Source organism: Endozoicomonas sp. SCSIO W0465, from assembly GCF_023716865.1.
Lineage (GTDB): Bacteria > Pseudomonadota > Gammaproteobacteria > Pseudomonadales > Endozoicomonadaceae > Endozoicomonas.
In genome coordinates, this window is the sequence record NZ_CP092417.1 from 5,417,322 (window position 1) to 5,438,479 (window position 21,158).

The window sequence follows — 21,158 nt, forward strand, 5'->3', positions numbered from 1 at the left end:
ATCTGTTTAGACACTAATTATTTAAATCTGTTCAATCATGGCTATTTCAGTAGCAGACAGCCTTTTCAGATAATTTGAACCTCGGGTTACTTTAGCGATACTCACCCCGATCCGCGCAGCTATCTCCCGTTGAGACTCTTCTCCCGAAAGCAGGGCCCGCATAATGGCCAATCTTGAGCCAATGGCATCCCGCTCTTCTTGAGTCAGTAACACCCTCATAACCTCATAGAGCGCTTCCAAATCCTGCTGTCCCTTCAGCAGTTTGATTACCTGAAACCAGGACTCAGTCTTCATACCTTGTTCAACTTATCTCAGCCATCTGTACTGATTCAACAGTACAAAAGTACAGAAGCCACAGATATTACGGAAAATACTAAAAACAACAACTGAAATAATCATAAATTCTGATTCTGGCTGAACCAAACGGACGGACACCCGCAAAAATGCCACAGGGTCGAAAATGGAGTTATCAACACGACACCAGCGGTTGCCGTTTTTTTAAGTAAAAGCTGGACTGGGTATCATTCTGGTCAATGGATTTTATCGTTGGGCAACCTCCGAATATTAATTAACAATATGAAGTGCAACAAAAACAACTACATTTGATGAACTGTATTCTTAAGCTCAGGGGTCACCAGATGCCAGACAGAAGCATAACTGTGGGAATAATTTGCGGAGGCCCCTCCCCGGAAGCCAGTGTCTCACGACTTTCAGCGGGTCGCATCAGCTCACCCCTGGCGAAAAACTATAAGAAAGTAGTAACCCTTGAACTGGATGAAATGCTGCCCGCCAACCTGACCTTCCATCAGGTCGATGTTGTTTTTCCCGTTGCCCACGGCCCAATGGGAGAGGATGGTTGCCTGCAGGGGCTACTTGAGATAATGGGCATCCCTTATGTTGGGTCAACAGTCTTGGGAAGTGCCTGTGCTCTGGACAAAGTCACCACCAAGCGTATATTGCAGGCTGCGGGTATCCCCATGGCAAAAGATTGTGTCATGTCCCATAGAGACCCATTAAACCGGTCTGTCAGTCAATGTATTGATACTCTCGGGGAAAAGGTCATTATCAAGCCTGTTGCTCAAGGGTCCGGGATCGGCATTCAATTTGCCCAGGGTGAGGAAGAGCTGACAGAGTGCCTCAGAAGCGGCTTTGAGAAAGATGAGCGACTACTGGTGGAGACATTTATTCATGGCAAAGAAGTCACTGCCGGCGTACTTGAGCTGGATACCACACAAGTTCTTTCTACCACAGAAATTATTACGCCTGACAATGCCTGGTACGACTATACCCACCGCTACACACCGGGCTTGAGTGAACACATTATTCCCGCCCGCATTACGGATTATCAGAGAAGAAGAGTTCAGGAGATCGCTCTGCAGGCGCATCAACTCGTTCGCTGCAGGGATATCAGCCGGTCGGATTTCATCGTCCCGGCGAGTGGAGAGCCGATCTTTTCCGAAATCAACAACCTTCCCGGAATGACACCGACCAGTTTGTTTCCCGATGGAGCAAGACATGCCGGAATAGAATTTGAAGAACTGATATGCCGATTAATCGACAACGCCATGCTTAGAAAGGAGAAAACGTTAAATAAAAATGATTACTGGCCAACCCCTGAGTTGAATGTTCCCCTTCAGTAGGCAGACACCAGAGACAAACCTCAGGCAGAGAAAGTATGCAATTCCTGAACTGCTTTGGATCGTTTGCCATGCAGAGCTTCAGGTGTTACCCGGATGGATTCATCAATGACAGCATCAATCTTTTGCCGCTCTGCAACCGATGGTTTAGTCAACACATAGTTCACCACATCCTTGCTGTTTCCGGGATGGCCGATGCCAAGACGAAGCCGCAAAAACTCACGATTGTTTCCAAGGGAAGAAATAATATCCCGGAGACCATTATGGCCACCATGACCACCACCCTGCTTCAAACGACCAACGCCGGCAGGCAAATCAAGTTCGTCGTGAACAACAAGGATAGATTCCGGGGGGATTTTGAAGAAAGTTGCCATGGCACCAACGGCCTGACCACTTCGATTCATAAAAGTGGTAGGATTAAGCAGGCGAACGTCCTGTCCGCCTATTTGTACACGGGCAGTCATGCCAGAAAACTTCGTTTCTGGCTGCAAGACCACACCGTGACTTCTTGCTAACTGCTCAACGTACCAGAAGCCGGCATTATGACGGGTATCTTCATACTGTGCTCCGGGATTTCCCAGCCCCACGACCAGTCGAATTGACTCTGTTGAGGATAAGAGTTCCGAAGTTTTTACCATAATGCCTCAGCCTCCCGATGGTTATGCTTCGCCAGCTTCTTCAGCCGCTTCGGATTCTTCAGAACCACCACGAGTAGCCTGCACACTGGCAATATCGAGATCCTGACCGTGAGCGATAACTTCAACGCCTGCCGGAATGGTCAGATCGCTCAGGTGAACGTGGCCACCCACTTCAACCTTGGCCATGTCAACTTCGATGAACTCTGGCAGGTCGCCCGGCAGACACTTGATTTCAAGATCTACACGGTTGTGTACGATCGCACCACCAGCTTTCACGCCGACACACTCGTCTTCATTAATGAAGTGCAGAGGCGCATTCGTGGTAATCTCATGGTCTGCATCAACACGCAGGAAGTCCAGATGCATGGCGAACTCTTTAGCAGGATGACGCTGAAGATCCTTCAGGATAGCCTGCTGCCTGGCACCATCAACAACCAGCGTCAGAACCTGAGAGTAAAAAGCTTCAACTTCCAGAGCCTTACGAATAACCTTACCTTCCAGAGTGATCTGTACAGGCTCAGCCTCACCACCGTAGATGATACCAGGAACCAGATCAGCACGACGGAGGCGGCGGCTCGCACCTTTCCCGATATCCTTACGTGCTGTTGCGTTTAAAACGATTGCTTCAGACATGATTATCTCCAATATACCTGCCACCACCTTGCGACCAGGCAGAAACAGGTTTTCTAACAAAACCCCACAAGGGGGGATTCAAAGGTGCGATATCATACCGGCATAGCATAAAAAAGCAAAATATGTTTCCCGCACCAGACCGGGTATTTACTGAAACATCGCACTGATGGACTCAGCGTTACTGATTCTGCGCACAGATTCTGCCAGTAGAGGGGACATATCCAACTGACGAATTTTATCCAGAGCCTGAGCTGCAGGGCTAAGCGGGATGGTATTAGTTACCACCAGCTCATCCAGCTGAGAGTTAGCTACATTTTCCAGGGCCCGGCCAGAGAGAATTGGATGAGTACAATATGCATAAACAGCTTGTGCACCTTTCTCTTTCAGGGCCGCAGCCGCCTGACACAGGGTACCGGCAGTATCCACCATATCATCAACAAGGATACAGGTGCGTCCGGAAACGTCACCTATGATATTCATCACTTCACTCTTGTTGGCCTCTGGACGACGCTTGTCAATAATAGCCAGATCAGAGTTCAGACGCTTGGCCACTGCACGGGCACGAACCACACCACCATGGTCTGGTGACACCACCATCACATCGCTGTAATCGCGACGCTCAATATCGTCCAGAAGAATGGGCGAGCCGTAGACGTTATCCACAGGAATATCGAAGAAGCCCTGAATCTGGTCTGCATGCAGATCAACCGTCAAGACCCGGTCCACGCCCACACCAGCAATCATATCCGCAACCACTTTGGCACTGATCGGTACACGGCTGGAACGAGGCCGACGATCCTGGCGGGCATAACCAAAATAAGGCAGCACGGCCGTTACTCGAACCGCAGAAGAGCGGCGCATGGCATCTGCCATCACCAGCAGTTCCATCAGGTTATCATTGGTTGGCGCACAGGTTGACTGAATAATGAACACATCCCGGCCACGGACATTTTCCTGAATTTCTACAGCGCACTCGCCATCACTGAAACGGCCAACGTAAGCCTTGCCAAGTGGGATATGCAGGTGATTGACAACTTTGTGAACCAAATCCGGATTTGAGCTGCCGGCAAACACCATCATTTTCGACACGGGAAACTACCTTGCTTGGATACTGGGCGTAGGTGGAAAAAATCGAGTAACAAGAGAGGGTTCAGACAGAACATCGTCTAAATAATCAACATCAATAGACGATAGGAAACGATTTTCGGTACAACGGGGCACACGGACAGCATTCTGGCTGGGGTGGAGGGATTCGAACCCCCGCATGTCAGGATCAAAACCTGATGCCTTACCGCTTGGCGACACCCCAGTAAATCTCTTTATCAATCCGTGCACAATCCAGGCCGATTTATCGTAGTTAACATCAAAGCAATCTTAAGCAATAACGAGCAATCAACAGCTGAATCAAGCGCCATACATAACATCTGCCAGCTGCAAGTCTGTATGCAAAGGCGAACGATTAACGCCACGTGCCACGAAACTGCGTAGCCTTGATGTATCATCTGTACTCTTGGTACGTGTGACACCCAGAGTCAGTTCAGCCTGTGCCGTTAACGCCTGTTCACGACTGGCAAACCGGGCAAATATTGATGCCCCGGAACCACTCATCATGGCTCGCCCGATGCTCGAATCTGCGAGATTATCCAACAGAGAGAGCGTTTTATCAACCTCGGGGTACAGTGAACGGACCAGAGGTTCGAAATCATTTCGCCACTGTTGCTTTCGTAGATGCTCCTGATTGTTATCGGGAGCCTGATCAAGAGCAACACCCTCTCGATCAAGAACGTCGCGCACTCTAATCGGCAATGAATCTCTTGTCAAATCGCTGTGTCCGTACATCGTGGCGGTATTAACCTGTGCATTCGGAACCACGACAAGGAACCACGATTCCCGAAGCTCGACAGGAGTGAGAATTTCACCAACTCCTTCGGCAAAAGCGCTGTGTCCACGGACAAAAACCGGAACATCAGCACCCAGCCTTAAACCGAGTGCCGCCAGATGATCAATAGTAAGATTCAATCCCCATAAGGCATTGAGCCCCAACAACGTGGTCGCCGCATTGGAACTACCACCACCAAGCCCTCCCCCTATGGGAAGCTGTTTATCGAGAAAAATCTTTGCACCCTGCTGACAACCAGTCTCCTGCTGAAGAAGACGCGCAGCCTTAACAATCAGATTTTCTTCTGGCTCCACCCCTTCAAGATTGGTAACCAGCTCAATACCCGCATCGCTGTTGGCCATAGTCAGCTGATCACCAAAATCCAGAAACTGAAAAAGCGTTTGCAGGTTATGATAGCCATCAGGCCGACGACCTGTGATATGCAGAAACAGGTTCAACTTGGCCGGGGCTGGCAACACCAGTTCTGTCAGCATCCAGAAGACTCCCAGAACACTTTATTAAAAAAAACCGTCATCATTCATCATAATGGTTCAAAAAGCGCAATACAGCATCATAACGGAAATCCCTGATAAAAAAACTTCAGACTTTGAACTTAACACCGGGAATCTGATCAAAAAGTCTGGTCGCTACCACTGAATCATCCAAACCCACAAATCATGCAAAAGAGAATTGAAACTATGTCTTATGACTTTCAAATGAAAGGATACGGCGAACAAACGTGGGTAAATTGTACCTATAACGTAGCACCCATGTTTTATGCTGCAAAACCTGGTCAAGGAATACACGTTATCGAAGGCATGGCAGGAGAGCGCGCAGTAAAGGTGCTATTGGAGATCCGTAACTACATGGTTGAAAACAAAAGTGCAATGGAGGCTCTGAATCCAGAAAATGGATGGGGAAGTTACCATGATACCGTTAATAGAGTATTAGACAGACTTATAACCATTTCTCAAGACTACCCGGAGGGTATATGGGAAATAAGCTGACCGAAAATCACGTTTGACTGGCAGACCGTTAAAGCTGCCAGTTATTAATTACCAGACTTAATTGAACGTTACCACGACTAACAATAAGTTGAGCAGGTAAACGCTGACTGCTGCCCAGCCCATACTTCTGATAAACAACCATCCAACCCTGTTGTTCAATTTTTTCAGGGTAACCCAGATTATTCAGTTGAATCAGAGCATTGCTGCCCGGAGCCGGAAGCCCCCTGATCCAGTACCTTAGATTACTGACTGGGAACTGCCACCCGGTCAGGGAATAAAGCAGCATTTCAGGGGACGGTCCATAACGGGTTTCATCGGATGCAGTTACTGACACACCCTGACGATTTCCTGAAACACTGGCAACCGACACACCCAAGGGACCATCCAGGAACAGCATGTATTCATCCCCACGCTGTCGCCAATCAAGCGACATAGTGCCTGATTGCCCGGGAACCCTCATATTAAGGCGTCCTGTCATCTCCCAGGACTTAATCTGCCCCAGACGCTCCTGATGTCGCTGCCAGCGCTGTTCTTTCTCTTCATCACTGACTTGACTCCCAGAGTCAACCGTTCGGGATGCACAGCCGGAAAGGATTAAAAAAGAGAGAACCAGTAAAATTCTTAAACCAGAAAAGTATTTATCAACACCCATTCCCGTACACACCAAGCCGTTTTATGCGTAGACATCTCGTCACCGTGGTCATGAACATAACCACTGAAGACGCAACATTTACTTTTTGAAAAAAATCACGGAGCTGAACTGACAGTTTCTGCCTGACTCTCAGGCTCAGCACCGGTAAGCCGATCCATGGTATCTTTCAGGATCTGACTATCAGGGCTTTTCTGCAACGCTTCCGCCCACAACAACCTGGCAGCATCTTGCTCACCTCTTGCCCATAGCACCTCGCCCAGATGGGCAGCAATCTCAGCATCAGGAAACTGACGGTAAGCCATTCTCAAATATTTCTCTGCCTGATCAAAGTTCCCGAGGCGAAACTGCACCCACCCCATACTGTCCAGAATGGCCGGGTCTTCGCTGTCCAACTCATAGGCCTGTAAAATAAGCGCTTCAGCCTCCTTAAAGCGATCGGTTCGATCCGCCAGGGTGTACCCCAGGGCATTCAATGCAGCAGCATTGTCAGGCTCAAACTCCAGGATTGAACGCAGGTCCTGCTCCATGCCCTCCAGATTATTCAGTTTTTCATAAACCATTGCCCTTGAATAGAGAAGGTTTACTGATTCAGGGTTTGTTTTCAGCGCCCGCTCAAACAATGTCAGCGCTTTATCCAGTTGTCCATCGTTAACCAGAAGCTCACCCTCCAGAAGGAAAAGCGATTCCATCCGTGCAGGGTGACGGTTTCTTGCCTCACCCAGATAGGTCAATGCCTCTTTTAGTTTATCTTGTTCAACCAACATCCCGGTCAGAGCAACCTGAGCAGCCATAAACTCCTTTCCGGGCCCTACAGAAAGATAGTGCTCTTTGGCAGAAGCGTATTTCTGCTGTTTCTCACTCAATCGTCCAAGATAATAATGAGCTGTATTGTCCCGTTCACCAAGCGTCAGTAGCTGTTCAAAGTACTGCCCGGCTTCCTGCTCCAGACCATTTTCCAAGGTAATCAGCCCCAGAGACAGTACGACATCACTCTCACCGGGTGCCCTCTCAAGCAGAACTTCAAACTGCTTCCTTGCCTGATCAAGTTTACCGGCATGAACCAGAACCCTACCATACAACAATCGAAGCCGGTTTTTATCAGGGTATCGCTGAACGGCTTCAAAAAGCATAACTTCGGCTTCAGCATCCCGCTTTAATTTATGTAAAGCCCGACCCTTTACCATAATGGCAGACACAAACCCGCGATCCTGTTTCAGAAGCTCATTGGCAAGCGCAAGAGCTGATTCAAATTCACCGACCTGCTGCAGCAGAATGGCCTGCCCCAGCTTCAACACCCGTTCATTCGGGTAAGCCTGAGACAACGCTTCAAACTGACGAACAAGATCAAGCCGACCACCTTCAGAATGCTTCCCCTGATCGTTACCAACAGCACTGGCGAGTATGTCAAAGGCTGGACTGCCACCCAGAGAAAGCTGTTGGCTCATTTGAGCAAAGGCCCTCTCATACTGGCCTGCATACACCAGTTCAAGAGCAGCCCCATTCAGCGCATCCGGGTTGTCAGGCTGGAGCTCAACCCATAATAATGAAGCATCCAGTGCGGCCTGCCTTGCTCCTACATAAACAGCAACCTGGTAGGCCCTCTGAGCCACACCGATATCTCGTGTTTTATGAGCCTGCTTCAGATAATTACCCAGCGCCAGGTCATAACGCTGACGCTGACCACTAACCTCTGCCACCAGCAAGTCATAAAGCGTCTCCGCTTCAAACGGCGTAACGGGATCGTCAGCCTGGAGCTGTGACTGACTATCCGATAGGGTTGTAGCAACACTGCCAACCTGCCGAACCGTCTGACTGGAACACCCCACCAGAAAAACAACAAAAAAAAGAACCAACGCTTTACTGCACCTTCGGAAAACCTCAGCTTCGGTGATGAAATATTCAGCCCTGGCAATCATTCTAATCATGGATGGTATGCCCTTTCCCCTGATTCTGGTTAATTCTGGATGATGTGCAAAATATCCGTTAAAACACGTGAAGAGAGTTTACAGTTACACGCTTTCCATTGCAGAATTGATCGGCCGGAACACCCATCAATCCAGCAGTCCCATCAAGATTCTCTCTCCCTATTGCGGCCTGAGTATGAATCTGGTCACTGCGATTGAGGCATCGGGCATGGTCATAAGCCAAAAATACATAAGCAGAATTTGCAGAACGCTCCAGCTATCAAGAGTTTTTCTTGAAGGAAGACTTGGACGGAAAAATCAGGCCGTACCCACCTTGAATAGGGATACTCCTCTGGAAGCATGTTCAAATTAACCATTGGCCTACATAACCGCCCGTCCATAGAGCATTGAATGCTTCATAATACGGGTGTGACATGTCAGCCAATCTATAGTAGCAGTGAACCATGACAGCAACAGAGGTCTGATGGGGTATATTACCGCTGGTATCAATCACAGGACAGCACCAATTACATTAAGGGAACAGGTTGCCTTTTCTGCTGACCAGCTGTCCGATGCACTGCAAAATGCCAGGGTCCACACCGGCCTTGAAGAAATTGCCATTCTGTCTACCTGTAATCGTACTGAAATCTACTGTGCTATCCACAACTCCGGCGCTGAGGCAGCCAGACTTTGCTACAACAAACTGATTGACTGGATAACCCGTTACCATCAGACCAACTGCAAACTGCTGACAGAACACAGCTACCTTTTTCATGATGAGCAGGCGGTGCGTCACCTGATGCGGGTTGCCTGCGGGCTTGATTCCATGATTCTTGGCGAACCGCAGATTCTGGGGCAGCTAAAATCTGCCTACGCCAGTGCCCAGGAAGCCGACACCACGGGCCCGAAGCTTAATCGCCTGTTTCAGCACAGTTTTACTACTGCCAAGCAGATCAGAACCGAAACCGCCATTAACCAGCAGCCAGTTTCGGTAGCTTATGCCGCCACCCGACTGGCAAAGCAGATTTTTTCCGATCTCAGCGAAAATACGGCATTACTGATCGGGGCCGGCGAAACCATCGAACTGACAGCAAGACACCTTTGCCAGCAGGGCGTTGCCAATATTATTGTGGCCAACCGCACCCTGGAGCGAGCCCGGTGCCTCACGGATATGTTTGGAGGAAAACCCGTCTTGCTCTCGGACTTACCCCAAATACTGCATGAAAGCGATATTATTATCAGTTCCACTGCCAGCCCGGTACCGGTTCTCGGAAAAGGAGCAGTTGAAAAGGCGTTGAAACAGAGAAAACACAAACCTATGTTTATGGTGGATATTGCGGTTCCCCGAGACATCGAACCCGAAGTAAGTGAGCTGGCTGATGTTTTTCTCTACACAGTTGATGACTTGCAGGGTGTTATTGAAGACAATCTGCAACAGCGAAGAGATGCTGCCCAACAGGCAGAGCGCATGATTGAGGCCGATACCTTTGAGTTCATGACACGCCTGCGTGCGCTCGATGCCGTCAATCTGTTACGCAATTATCGCCAGAGCACTGAGACGATAAGAGATCTGGAACTGGAAAAAGCGATGCAATGGCTGGCCAGAGGAGCCAGACCGGAAGAAGTACTGCAGCAATTTGCCCGCTCCCTGACCAACAAATTGATGCACCACCCCAGCGTAGAGCTGAAAAGTGCTGCCGCAAAGGGGCAACAGGAAAAGCTGGAGTGGGCAGAGAAACTTCTGGGCCTGAACGCCAGCCGTAAAAACGATTCAACTCAGGATGCCTGATGGTATTCTGAACCCATCCTATATAGACACCTTTTGCAGACATCATGAAAGAGTCCATTCTCGTTAAGCTGGAAAACCTTGGTGAGCGCTTCGAAGAGCTTTCCGCACTGTTGAGTGATCCGGGGGTTATTGGCAACCAGGATCAGTTCCGCAAGCTCTCCCAGGAGTATGCTGAGCTGGAACCGGTAGTGAAAGCCTACAAAGTGTATGACCAGTTACTCAGTGACAAAGCCGAAGCCGAAGCCATGATGACAGAAGGTGACCCGGACATGGCGGATCTGGCCCGTGAGGAACTGGCCAGTTGCGAAGAGCAGCTGCCAGAGATGGAAAAGAACCTCGAAGTTCTGCTGCTACCCAAAGACCCACGGGACGGCCTGAACACCTTCCTGGAAATTCGTGCAGGAACGGGCGGTGATGAAGCCGCCATTTTTGCTGGCGACCTTTTCAGAATGTACTCCAGGTACGCTGAAAAACGTGGCTGGCGCATTGAGGTTATCAGTGCAAGCGATGGTGAGCATGGCGGGTATAAAGAGATAATCACTCGCGTTATTGGCAGCGACGTCTACGGTCGAATGAAGTTTGAGTCGGGCGCTCACCGCGTACAACGGGTTCCTGAGACTGAATCCCAGGGAAGAATCCATACCTCTGCCTGTACCGTTGCTGTGATGCCAGAGCCTGATGAACAACAGGCTATTGAGATCCGTAAGGAAGACCTGCGAATCGATACCTACCGCTCATCTGGCGCTGGTGGTCAGCACGTCAACACGACCGACTCAGCCATCCGAATCACCCACCTGCCAACCGGCATTGTGGTTGAATGCCAGGATGAACGCTCACAGCACAAAAATAAGGCCAAAGCCATGACCTGGCTTGCCGCCAAACTTCAGGATGCCCAGGATACGGCTGCTGCAAAAGAGATCAGCGACACCCGGAAAAGCCTGGTAGGCAGTGGTGACCGCTCTGAGCGCATTCGCACCTATAACTACCCACAGGGGCGGGTTACTGACCATCGCATAAACCTTACACTCTATAAATTGCCAGAAATTGTTGAAGGCGAACTGGATCCAGTGATTGATCCTTTACTTCAGGAACATCAGGCTGAGCTCTTGGCCAGTCTGGCGGGCGAATAAGTCATGAGCAGCGCCCGATTAGACACCGCTCTGGCAGAAGCATCCCGCATGCTTTCTGTCAGCCCTACCCCACGGCTTGATGCAGAGCTACTGTTGGCACATGTGCTTGACAAGCCACGAAGTTATTTTTTTACCTGGCCTGAAGCCCTTCTGACCAGTGAGCAGATGGATCAGTTTGTGAAGCTCATTGCTCAACGAAAAGCAGGACACCCCATAGCCTATCTGACCGGACAGCGCGAGTTCTGGAACCTTCAGCTGAAAGTGACCGAAGCTACCCTGATCCCCAGGCCAGACACCGAGCTTCTGGTTGAACTGGCACTTGCTCTGCCGCTCAACCTGGGGAGTACCAATAATCAAAACACCGGGCCAAAAACCAAAGTGGCTGACCTGGGAACCGGCACCGGCGCAATAGCCCTGGCCCTGGCAAAGGAACGGCCCGTCTGGCAAGTCACTGCCATCGATAAAAGCCCGGACGCCCTTGTTGTTGCTGCACAGAATGCCGTTATCAATGGTATCCGGAACACAGTATTCATCGAGGGATCATGGTGTTCACCACTGACGAAATGCTTAATGGACATGATCGTCAGCAACCCTCCCTACATTCGCAGCAATGACCCGCACCTGAAAGAAGGAGACCTCCGTTACGAACCCCTTTCAGCGCTGGCCTCTGGCATCGATGGACTGGACGATATCCGTGACATTGCCGGGCAATCAATTCAATGTCTGAAACCCGGGGGATGGATTCTGTTAGAACACGGTTATGACCAAAGCCATCCCGTCCGGACCATCCTTTCCCGGGCAGGCTTCACGCAAATTCGCACAGAAACCGATCTGGCCGGTCATGACCGCGTGACCCTTGCCCGCAAACCTGATGCCTGAAATACTAACACCATTACAGGCTTACTCCATAATGCCGTCATAAGTAATAGCCCCTAATACCAAGCGACATTCAGTAGATATAAACTGAATGTCATTGTTTGCCCGCCATGCCAACGTATAATTATCGACCGGTAACAGGCATAACTTTCTTACGGGCGCATAGGTGTAATTGATGAGCTATTGGCGGTTAGCTAAAGGCACTTGGAGAAAACATGTTTGCCAGACGATTTCATACTTTTTTACAGCAGGATTACGCCATTGGTGTACTGCTTTTTATCGCTGCGGCACTGGCGATGCTTGCTGCCAACACTTTTTTTGCCGCGTATTATGACTTACTGCTATCAACCCCCATCCGTTTTACCGTAGGCCCCCTGGATATCCATAAACCACTGTTATTATGGATCAATGATGGTCTGATGGCTGTTTTCTTCCTTTTGATTGGCCTTGAAGTCAAACAGGAAGTACTTGCAGGAGATCTCAGTACCCCGGCCCAGGTTATGTTGCCGGGCATTGGAGCCATCGGTGGAATGCTGGCACCAGCACTTTTCTATGTAGCCTTTAACTACTCAGACCCGATTGCCATAAAAGGTTGGGCCATACCCGCTGCAACGGATATTGCCTTTGCCGTAGGCATTCTTGCCTTACTTGGCAAACGTGCACCCGCATCACTAATGACCTTCCTCCTGGCACTGGCCATCATTGATGATCTTGGCGCCATTATTATCATTGCCATTTTCTACACTGAAGACCTATCCTTGGTGTCAATGGGCATTGTCGCTGTCTTACTCGCAATCCTGGCTTTCTTCAACTACCGGGGAGTTACCCGGATCGGACCTTATATGGTTGTGGGCACACTGCTCTGGATCTGCGTATTAAAGTCAGGCGTTCATGCTACGCTGGCTGGAGTACTTCTGGCGTTTACCATACCGTTGAAAGCTGTTGACCGAAGAGGTCGTTCACCACTGAAAGCCCTGCAACACAGCCTGCACCGCAGTGTTCATTATGTCATTTTGCCTATTTTTGCCTTTGCCAACGCCGGACTTGAACTGAATGCCGAACAGGTCAGAAGCCTGTTCACCCCAATCCCCTTGGGGATTGTGACCGGCCTCTTCCTCGGTAAACAGATTGGCGTATTCAGCTTCTGCTGGCTGGCTGTTAAATCCGGGCTGGCCAAACTGCCCACAGGAGCCAACTGGATCCAGATGTATGGTCTCTCTGTACTTTGTGGCATTGGTTTCACCATGAGCCTGTTTATCAGCTCACTGGCCTTTGAAGACGTGAACACCAGTTACCTGATCTCAGATCGTATCGGTGTACTGACTGGCTCGATACTTTCTGCCTCCTTCGGTTTTGCTGTTCTTTACTGGGCCGGACGCAAACCATCCTGATCATTTTTTCTGGCCTCCAGAGAGAGGCCAGAACTTCAGCAAACAAGAAATGAAACCATTCTCTCCAAAGTTTCCCCAAAGCTGTTAAACTCGCTTTCATCCTATCAATCCTGAAGTACTCCATCCATACAAACCAAACCGAACAATGCAAAGGAATTGGCGGTACTTCTGACAAATTATACAGAGAGCTCAATAGCCTATGGAAAACAGAGGCGTTTTGCTGGTTAATCTGGGGTCACCGGACAGCACATCCGTTGAAGATGTTCGAAACTATCTCAATGAGTTTTTAATGGACAAGTACGTGATTGACCTGCCATGGGTCATTCGCAGGCTTATCCTCAGCCTTTTTATCTTACCTTCCCGTCCGGCAAGATCGGCTGAAGCCTATCGCTCAATCTGGACTGAACAGGGCTCTCCGCTGATTGTCAACAGTGAAACGTTTACGAAAAAGCTCAGAGAACGAACCGCCATACCCATTGAGCTGGCTATGCGTTACGGGAAACCCGAAATAGCAGAAGCTTTAGATAACCTGGCAAAGCAACCGGGCATTCAGGAGATCCTGCTGTTTCCTCTCTACCCGCACTACGCCATGTCATCGGTAAAAACAGTGGTTGAACGCACCAAAAGCCTGATGCAAGAGATGGACATCACCATTCCGCTCCGCGTCCACCCGGTTTTCTATGATCACGATGGCTACATTGAAGCACTGGTCGAAAGTGCAAAACCCTGGCTGGAAAAAGATTTTGATCACCTGGTGTTCAGCTACCACGGCGTGCCTGAGCGCCACATTATGAAAGATGATCCTACCGGCAATCACTGTCTGAAAGACAAAAGCTGTTGCCAGAAAACCTCGATTGCCCACAAAACCTGCTATCGCCATCAGGTATATCAGACGACGGAAGCCTTTATTGAAAAAGCCGGTATTCCGATTGATAAATACAGTGTTGGCTTCCAGTCCCGACTGGGAAAGGCCAAGTGGCTGGAGCCCAACACGCTGGATGTCTTAAAGCAACTGGCTGACCAGGGAATCCGAAAGGTGCTGGTCATTTGCCCCTCTTTTGTTTCGGACTGCCTGGAGACACTGGAAGAAATCGGTCTGGATGCCAAAGAAGAATTTATTAAAGCCGGCGGCGAATCACTGGAGCTGATCCCCTGCCTGAATGATCATCCCGCCTGGATAGATCTGGTGCAGCAATGGACGAAGCACCCTCTGACTTATTGATTACCAGCAAGGATGGGCATTAAACATGCCCATCTCTCCAAATCCGTCTTGTACCCGGCAAAGTCTGCCCTTATAGTACAACTACGGACCGATTTACGTAACCACAACCACCCCAAGAGAAGGGCGCAATGAACAGGGTGATAAACTGGCAAAGTACCTACTTTGATACAAATAACGATATAAAAGCTGCTTACGATGCAGGTTTTATTCACCTGCCCAAAACTTTTTTTGCGCCCGCTCGCCTGCTACTCCTACTACTGCCTTAGGGCATATTAATTACTATCTTCCCCGATTCACGGCCCTGATGGCCAGGCAGTAAGTCAGCATGCTCAGTTTGCGGCTTTGCTGAACCAGAATGCTGTGCGCGCAGAACCGATCACAGCAGCATAACCAATAAAAATTGATCTGCCTTTCGGGCAGCAAAGGCAAGGGATATATCATGAACAGCACCCAAGTCGGGAATCAGGTCATCATTTTTGATACCACCCTGCGTGATGGAGAGCAAAGCCCCGGCGCAGCAATGACCCGTGATGAAAAGCTACGCATAGCCAGAACCCTGGAAAAGCTGCAGGTAGATGTTATTGAAGCCGGTTTTGCCATGGCCAGCCCGGGGGACTTTGAGGCGGTCAAAGCCATCGCCGCCAACATCACCGAAAGCACTGTATGCAGTCTCTCGAGGGCGCTGGAAAAAGACATTGACCGGGCCGCCGAAGCCTTGAAGCCCGCCAGACGGGGCAGGATTCATACGTTTATTGCAACCTCCCCCATCCACATGCAACATAAACTGCGCATGAACCCTGACGATGTAGTCAAACAGGCCGTGTTTGCCGTAAAACGGGCCAGAGGCCTGATTGATGATGTTGAGTTTTCCTGTGAGGACGCCGGCCGCTCAGACATAGACTTTTTGTGCCGTATTATTGAAGCTGCCATTGATGCAGGTGCCAGAACGATCAACATTCCGGATACCGTTGGCTATGCCCTGCCACATCAGTTTGGAGAAACCATCAAAACCCTGATCGAACGCATCCCAAACGCTGATAAAGCCATTTTCTCCGTGCACTGCCACAACGACCTTGGTCTGGCAGTAGCGAACTCCCTGTCTGCCGTTGTGAACGGAGCACGTCAGGTTGAATGCACCATCAATGGGTTAGGGGAAAGAGCGGGCAATGCTTCTCTCGAAGAGATCGTCATGGCCATGAAAACCCGCTCGGACTGTCTGGGGGTCACCACCGGCATCAACACCACTCAGATTGTGCCGGCCTCACGACTGGTTTCATCCATCACTGGCTTCCCGGTTCAACCCAACAAAGCCATTGTGGGTGCTAACGCCTTTGCCCACGAGTCCGGAATACATCAGGACGGTGTGCTGAAGCACCGTGAAACCTATGAAATCATGAGTGCCGAAGAAGTCGGCTGGAATACCAACCGACTGGTGCTTGGCAAACTGTCAGGCCGCAATGCCTTCAAAACCCGAATGGAAGAACTGGGCATATCATTCAGCAGCCAGGACGAACTGAACGATGCTTTTCTGCGCTTTAAAGTTCTGGCAGACAAAAAACCGGAAATCTACGACGATGACCTGCAGGCACTGGTGAGTGATGCCCGAAGCAGCAACGATCTGGTGGAGAAATATAAATTGATCGACCTGAATGCCGGTTCAAAAATTGGCGAAACACCGGAAGCAACACTCACTCTGGAAATCAACGGTGAACAACAGATGGTTTCCAGCTGCGGTGATGGTCCTGTTGACGCCATATTCAAAGCCATCGAAAAATCAGTAAACTCCCGGGCCATGCTGGTACTGTATAACGTCAGCGCCATCACAACAGGCACTGACTCCCAGGGCAAAGCCTCTGTCCGGCTTGAGAAGAACGGGCAAATAGTGAATGGTTCGGGGGCTGACACGGATATCGTCATTGCTTCCGCCAAGGCTTATATCCACGCTCTTAACCTGCTGGAAGCCAATGTAACCAAAGCCAACCCACAAACAGGAGGAACCGTTTAATCATTTTGATTTGATTAAAATGCCAATCGAATCTTTCAGTGATACCATTGGTGTTTTAATCTTCTTCCTTCCCGATCCTGCCCTTGAGAAAAGCATCCCTGGGAAGAACAACCGCAAATAACGGCAACCATTGAGAGCAAACATGCAAGGCGAAACCGTTGACCCAGCTTCACCATCCAACAGTGATCAGGCTGTCGACACTTCCGCAGCAAAAGCTCAGATTGCCCGGCGAGAACAACTCAGGCAAAGCTATTTGGGAGCCATGGGTATACAGACCTGGTTTCCCAGATATCAGCTAACCAATGCCCAGCCTGCCAGACCCTTTGACTGGATTGAAGAGGATGCCCGGGCACTTGCTGAAGCAGAGTCCACAAACGCTGCTTTCGGCACTGAAAGCAGCTCAACGTTCTACCATCAAAAAGAAAGGGATCAGCCCCGGGCAGGATACTCACCGACAAAGCCTGCAGACATCCTTGGTCAGTTTATTACGCCTTCAAAACCAGCCAAGAACATCAAACAGGAAGCTCAACCTTCTCCAGAACCTGTAAAACAGCTGACAGGTTCTGCCAGTAAATTCCGACTGGTGATAAAACCCATCAGCGATGACTGCCTGGTCGTTGCTGAAATGCCGCACTCCGGGCTCAACCAATTCAGCCGCTACCATCAACGCTTATTAGATGACATCCTCAGAGCACTCAAACTTGACCCTGAAGACCCACAGACTTTTCGTGAGTTTGTCTGGCCAATGACCGAAAGCCGGGGGCTGTTAAGCCAACTAAATCAGGATGACTACGCGGCTGCCGATGCGGTCTGTGCTTATCTGAGCAACCAGTACGGGTTATCACGCAGACGGTTTATTCTTTTATTTGGTCAGTCAGCCGCCAGATTTGTCATGGATCCAGAGAAAAATTTTGAGCAACTGCGCGGTATCCACCAGGGTACTCATACAGACCAGTGGTTTGCTGTCACTCATGGACTGAATGAACTTATGAAGCAGTCCATACTCAAAAGAGAAGCATGGCAGGATCTTGCTCCCTTACTCGCTAAAACGCCCAAGGAACCCGAACGCATCTGAGAATTAGCCAGTCCCACAGATCAAGCGATTCCGACAAATCATCAAACATGACAAAACCATCACCCACTTTTCGCCCCATGCAGGAGACTGACCTGGAACAGATCAATGCTGTGGAGCAGCTGTCAGCAGAACACCCCTGGCGAACAGCGCATTTTTCCGACAGCCTGACATCAGGCTATACCTGTGAGCTGGCTGTGCTTGGTAACCAGGTGGTAGGACACTGCGTTATGATGATGGCCGCCGGAGAAGCCAGCATTCTTATCCTGACAGTGGACAAACCTTTTCAAAGGCGAGGTATAGGTCGACAACTGCTGCAACATATGGTCAAGAAAGCAGCACAGTCTGACTGCAAAACGATATTGCTTGAAGTGCGTCGCTCCAACATCAAAGCCTTCAACCTTTACCTTGATGAAGGCTTTAGCGAGATCGGGATCAGAAAAAACTACTACCCCACAAGCAAGGGCTGGGAAGATGCCATCGTCATGGCAATGGAGCTTGAAACATTTCTCGATTAACCCCGGCACAAACTGAATACAACAGCCACTCTGCAAGCGACGTCTAATGACAATCATCAAGCCAACCCATTAAACGACCATTAAATCGTATTCACGCAATAAGACTTCGCATGAACGATGATGCTATCTTCGAGGTTTCATAATCAAGCCCGGCGTCGTTAAAAAAAACTACAAAATACGAGCTTTCCACCCCTGCACAGTGAGAAATTGACAGGTATAATCGCGCCCTTGTCTCACTCATAGCAAGGTCTTTAGCGTTGATTATCTTCACCGTCACCAACAAAACAACCTCTCAAGTCTATGTTGGGTCAACCCGCAATGACCTGGTTGACCAATGGGAAAAAATGGTGGCTGCAGCCGAGCAGAATCTTGACTACCCGCTGTACCAGGAGATTCGTGTACACGGCAGGGACGGTTTTGTTGTTGAAGAGTGGGATTTTGTAGATGACCGCAATGAGCTTAACACACTTGAACAGGAAGCCATTGAAACGCTGGACGCTCGCAGCCTCCGGGGCTACAAAACCAGTACCGTAAAGATTCAGCCCAAAAAGAAAACACGGGCCCGCAAGTCCAATTTTGAAAAAGAACTTGCCAGCATCTTTACCGATTTCGATGGCGACATGGATGACTTTGATGAAATCTCTCCAGAGCCCAAAAAGCAGACTGAAGAGAAAACTGCTGCGCCACAACAGCCCATCCCTGCGAAGCTGCTGACTGAGGCGACTACTGATCGCACCAGACCATCGGAAACCAACCGGGATATCTCTGCTACGCAGGAAAATACAGCAGAACCCCAGAAAGAGAAGCGGGCAGCAAAACCAGAAAACGGATCTCAGGTTAATGCCGTTGTTCAAATGAACCACATCTGTCTCAGCGACGATATTTCGGTCCAGCTTGAAGCCATTCAAGCTGCAGCCAACGCCGTCCTTTCAGGAGACAACAATGCGGTTGAACTCCTCAACAGCAAACCAGCCGCTCCTGCAGCTGTCGAGGCCGTTGAGCAGCCTGAGCCAGTAAAAGCCGCTAAGCCAGAGATCATCATTGAGCCTCGACTTTAGAGTCTGTATAAAACGATAATTCGGTCAGCTTTTTATAGTGAAGCAAGCCGAAATCAGTGAACTGTTTTTCCAAGTTCGTTATTACTTCCGTTTTTTGCCTAAAAGCCTTTAGTTATGCTGCTTCTGAATTATCCGGTATTAACTGGTCGATCAGATCGCGAAAATTGAACTCATATTTTTGCTTATATCTGTTCCAGCCCTTGCGAATAGAGAACCTCGGAATAATTCCTGAAAGAGCAATTTTCATCATGCCTGCAGTGGTTGTATCCGGGCTTCTCCAGGGTATCCGAGAAATATTCAGACATGCCTGATTTTTACAAACGGTTAATAACTGCAATAATGCATAGCCTGCCATTTTCAAATGCATCCATCGAAGCAGTGTTCGCAATTTCTGCTGCCATAAATGGCAACAGCCAAAAGCATGTTTGAGTTGGTGAAACATTGGCTCTACCGGCCATCTCCGGGAATAGGCACGAAGCACCTCCAGTCCCTCAAGTTCCGGATTGGTCGAGATGAATATTCTGCTTTCGGTCAGACCTTTGTCATTTTCAAAGCGACTCCAGACGACGCGTACTTCACGACCTTTAAGGAATCTGGCGCGACAGATCAGGGTACGATAACGTATTTTGCGAAATTTGCCGTACATCCATACTGTTGCTTTTTCTTCCGGCAGTTTCTTAACCTGTTCTGTCGTCATCTTGATGCCGTACTTTTTTGGGCGCCCTCGCTTCTTTACGGTGGGTGCTGGCGGCAAAGCATAGAGGGCCCGATTTGAAGGTATCTGACCAACAACTTCTATGTTCATTTCCAGAGCTGGCTTTATCAGTGTCCAGTTCATATACCAGCAATCGGTTAGCAGGCGTAGCACTCGATCCTTCACTTCATTGCGTACCACCCTGAGCATGGCCACGGCAATTTTCAGTTTGCTGGTGTTACCTGAAGCTGGTGTCGGAAATGAGATCACCGGTATGGCGGTAAATACTTCATCTGCAGCCCGCTCAAATATGATGGCCAGGGAAACCCAACACTGCCCCCAGATGTACGTCGGCCGATTGCGTTTCTTGCTGTGTTGATGATGTGTACGACAAGCAGGGGCTTTGTCGGAAAACCGTTCGATTACCCAGTCATCAAGCCCCAGGACCACAGGTTGATTCTCAGGAGCTTTGGAGCAGACCAGACGGATCAAGTGGCGTGCCAAGTTCTTCCATTGCCACTTGCCCTGAGATAGCCAGTGGTGGTAGCTGCTCCACACACAATGAAAATCAATTGTTAACAACGCCTGTGTAACAAAGCCGTCGGCTGAAAGCATGCAACCGAACAGCAGTTCGCAGAACGTTGGTACTGCAGTTGATGATAGCGCTCCAGCAAGAAAGGTTGTATATGAAGCGAGCTCCCTGAGGATTACTTGATGATCTGAAGTGAGCATGGCAACCATCTCGAATTTCGTCATTGGGGATGGTTGCTTTTAGCAGATTATGCGCCGGAACTATTGTGCTCTTAAAACTCTAAAGTCGAGCATTGAGCTTGATCCAAGAGAAAAACGTATCCGCGAAGCCATTGAACGACAAAGAAAAGCCAGGGCTCAGAAGACCTCGAATAGCCAGACATCTGATCGCCAGCAAATTGAACAATTGCTTGCAGAGCTCAACACCAGAGCCATGGGCATAAATAGCCAGAGCATGGTTGCAGTCGCTTGACCTCTCACACCGGCATCTTCCCCGGAAAGTGCCGGCCACCCTATTTCACA

20 protein-coding genes and 1 tRNA gene are annotated in these 21,158 nt (G+C 49.5%); 12 read left to right on the forward strand and 9 right to left on the reverse strand.

Going from position 1 to position 21,158, the window contains the following annotated elements; all coding sequences use genetic code 11:
* Positions 1–21: 21 nt before the first annotated feature.
* Positions 22–294: a trp operon repressor gene (trpR, locus tag MJO57_RS24095; protein ID WP_252019323.1), complete on the reverse strand. Its 273-nt coding sequence runs from the start codon at positions 292–294 to the stop codon at positions 22–24.
* Between the two features lie 344 nt (positions 295–638).
* On the opposite strand from trpR, the gene MJO57_RS24100 reads away from it, so the two are divergent.
* Positions 639–1,640, forward strand: coding sequence for a D-alanine--D-alanine ligase (locus MJO57_RS24100; RefSeq protein WP_252019325.1), 1,002 nt, complete (start codon positions 639–641; stop codon positions 1,638–1,640).
* A 20-nt stretch (positions 1,641–1,660) separates the two neighbouring features.
* Here MJO57_RS24100 and pth read toward each other — a convergent pair whose 3' ends face one another.
* The 5 genes from pth to ispE all read right to left on the reverse strand — a co-directional run bounded on the left by pth (position 1,661) and on the right by ispE (position 5,281).
* Positions 1,661–2,275 (reverse strand): aminoacyl-tRNA hydrolase, encoded by a 615-nt coding sequence (gene pth / locus MJO57_RS24105; protein ID WP_252019327.1) that lies wholly within the window; start codon positions 2,273–2,275, stop codon positions 1,661–1,663.
* 21 nt (positions 2,276–2,296) lie between these two features.
* Entirely contained in the window at positions 2,297–2,908 is a 612-nt protein-coding gene (locus MJO57_RS24110) for a 50S ribosomal protein L25/general stress protein Ctc (protein ID WP_252019328.1), read from the reverse strand.
* Between the two features lie 147 nt (positions 2,909–3,055).
* Positions 3,056–3,997 (reverse strand): ribose-phosphate pyrophosphokinase, encoded by a 942-nt coding sequence (locus tag MJO57_RS24115; protein WP_252019330.1) that lies wholly within the window; start codon positions 3,995–3,997, stop codon positions 3,056–3,058.
* Between the two features lie 145 nt (positions 3,998–4,142).
* Positions 4,143–4,217 (reverse strand) — tRNA-Gln (locus MJO57_RS24120).
* 95 nt (positions 4,218–4,312) lie between these two features.
* Positions 4,313–5,281, reverse strand: a complete 969-nt coding sequence (gene ispE, locus MJO57_RS24125; protein WP_252019332.1) for a 4-(cytidine 5'-diphospho)-2-C-methyl-D-erythritol kinase — start codon at positions 5,279–5,281, stop codon at positions 4,313–4,315.
* Between the two features lie 183 nt (positions 5,282–5,464).
* Between ispE and MJO57_RS24130 the strand changes: the two genes are divergently transcribed.
* Positions 5,465–5,794: a hypothetical protein gene (locus MJO57_RS24130; RefSeq protein ID WP_252019334.1), complete on the forward strand. Its 330-nt coding sequence runs from the start codon at positions 5,465–5,467 to the stop codon at positions 5,792–5,794.
* 28 nt (positions 5,795–5,822) lie between these two features.
* Here the strand turns inward: MJO57_RS24130 and lolB are convergent, their stop codons facing one another.
* Both lolB and MJO57_RS24140 read right to left on the reverse strand, forming a co-directional pair.
* Complete coding sequence (gene lolB / locus MJO57_RS24135) at positions 5,823–6,446, reverse strand: lipoprotein insertase outer membrane protein LolB (protein ID WP_252019336.1); 624 nt, start codon at positions 6,444–6,446, stop codon at positions 5,823–5,825.
* Between the two features lie 95 nt (positions 6,447–6,541).
* Positions 6,542–8,371, reverse strand: coding sequence for a tetratricopeptide repeat protein (locus tag MJO57_RS24140; RefSeq protein ID WP_252019338.1), 1,830 nt, complete (start codon positions 8,369–8,371; stop codon positions 6,542–6,544).
* Positions 8,372–8,807: 436 nt separating this feature from the next.
* Here MJO57_RS24140 and hemA point away from each other — a divergent pair, with 436 nt between their 5' ends.
* From hemA to MJO57_RS24185, 9 genes are all read left to right on the forward strand, one after another.
* The gene (gene hemA, locus MJO57_RS24145; protein WP_371924679.1) at positions 8,808–10,139 is read left to right on the forward strand and encodes a glutamyl-tRNA reductase; all 1,332 of its coding nucleotides are present in this window, start codon (positions 8,808–8,810) and stop codon (positions 10,137–10,139) included.
* Between the two features lie 44 nt (positions 10,140–10,183).
* The gene (gene prfA, locus MJO57_RS24150) at positions 10,184–11,269 is read left to right on the forward strand and encodes a peptide chain release factor 1 (protein ID WP_252019339.1); all 1,086 of its coding nucleotides are present in this window, start codon (positions 10,184–10,186) and stop codon (positions 11,267–11,269) included.
* A 3-nt stretch (positions 11,270–11,272) separates the two neighbouring features.
* Positions 11,273–12,148, forward strand: coding sequence for a peptide chain release factor N(5)-glutamine methyltransferase (gene prmC, locus MJO57_RS24155; RefSeq protein ID WP_252019341.1), 876 nt, complete (start codon positions 11,273–11,275; stop codon positions 12,146–12,148).
* Positions 12,149–12,360: 212 nt separating this feature from the next.
* Positions 12,361–13,536 (forward strand): Na+/H+ antiporter NhaA, encoded by a 1,176-nt coding sequence (gene nhaA, locus MJO57_RS24160; protein WP_252019343.1) that lies wholly within the window; start codon positions 12,361–12,363, stop codon positions 13,534–13,536.
* 199 nt (positions 13,537–13,735) lie between these two features.
* Positions 13,736–14,758 carry a ferrochelatase gene (hemH, locus tag MJO57_RS24165; RefSeq protein ID WP_252019345.1) on the forward strand — a complete coding sequence of 341 codons (1,023 nt, stop codon included), beginning with the start codon at positions 13,736–13,738 and terminating at the stop codon, positions 14,756–14,758.
* A gap of 439 nt (positions 14,759–15,197) precedes the next feature.
* On the forward strand, positions 15,198–16,763 hold the full coding sequence (locus tag MJO57_RS24170; protein WP_252019346.1) for a 2-isopropylmalate synthase: 1,566 nt from the start codon (positions 15,198–15,200) through the stop codon (positions 16,761–16,763).
* 142 nt (positions 16,764–16,905) lie between these two features.
* On the forward strand, positions 16,906–17,838 hold the full coding sequence (locus MJO57_RS24175) for a hypothetical protein (protein WP_252019347.1): 933 nt from the start codon (positions 16,906–16,908) through the stop codon (positions 17,836–17,838).
* 47 nt (positions 17,839–17,885) lie between these two features.
* Positions 17,886–18,353 carry a ribosomal protein S18-alanine N-acetyltransferase gene (rimI, locus tag MJO57_RS24180; RefSeq protein WP_252019349.1) on the forward strand — a complete coding sequence of 156 codons (468 nt, stop codon included), beginning with the start codon at positions 17,886–17,888 and terminating at the stop codon, positions 18,351–18,353.
* Positions 18,354–18,610: 257 nt separating this feature from the next.
* Positions 18,611–19,411: a GIY-YIG nuclease family protein gene (locus tag MJO57_RS24185; protein WP_252019351.1), complete on the forward strand. Its 801-nt coding sequence runs from the start codon at positions 18,611–18,613 to the stop codon at positions 19,409–19,411.
* A 112-nt stretch (positions 19,412–19,523) separates the two neighbouring features.
* Here MJO57_RS24185 and MJO57_RS24190 read toward each other — a convergent pair whose 3' ends face one another.
* Entirely contained in the window at positions 19,524–20,861 is a 1,338-nt protein-coding gene (locus MJO57_RS24190) for a transposase (RefSeq protein WP_252017304.1), read from the reverse strand.
* Positions 20,862–20,886: 25 nt separating this feature from the next.
* Here MJO57_RS24190 and MJO57_RS24195 point away from each other — a divergent pair, with 25 nt between their 5' ends.
* On the forward strand, positions 20,887–21,108 hold the full coding sequence (locus MJO57_RS24195) for a hypothetical protein (RefSeq protein WP_252019352.1): 222 nt from the start codon (positions 20,887–20,889) through the stop codon (positions 21,106–21,108).
* Positions 21,109–21,158 lie beyond the last annotated feature (50 nt).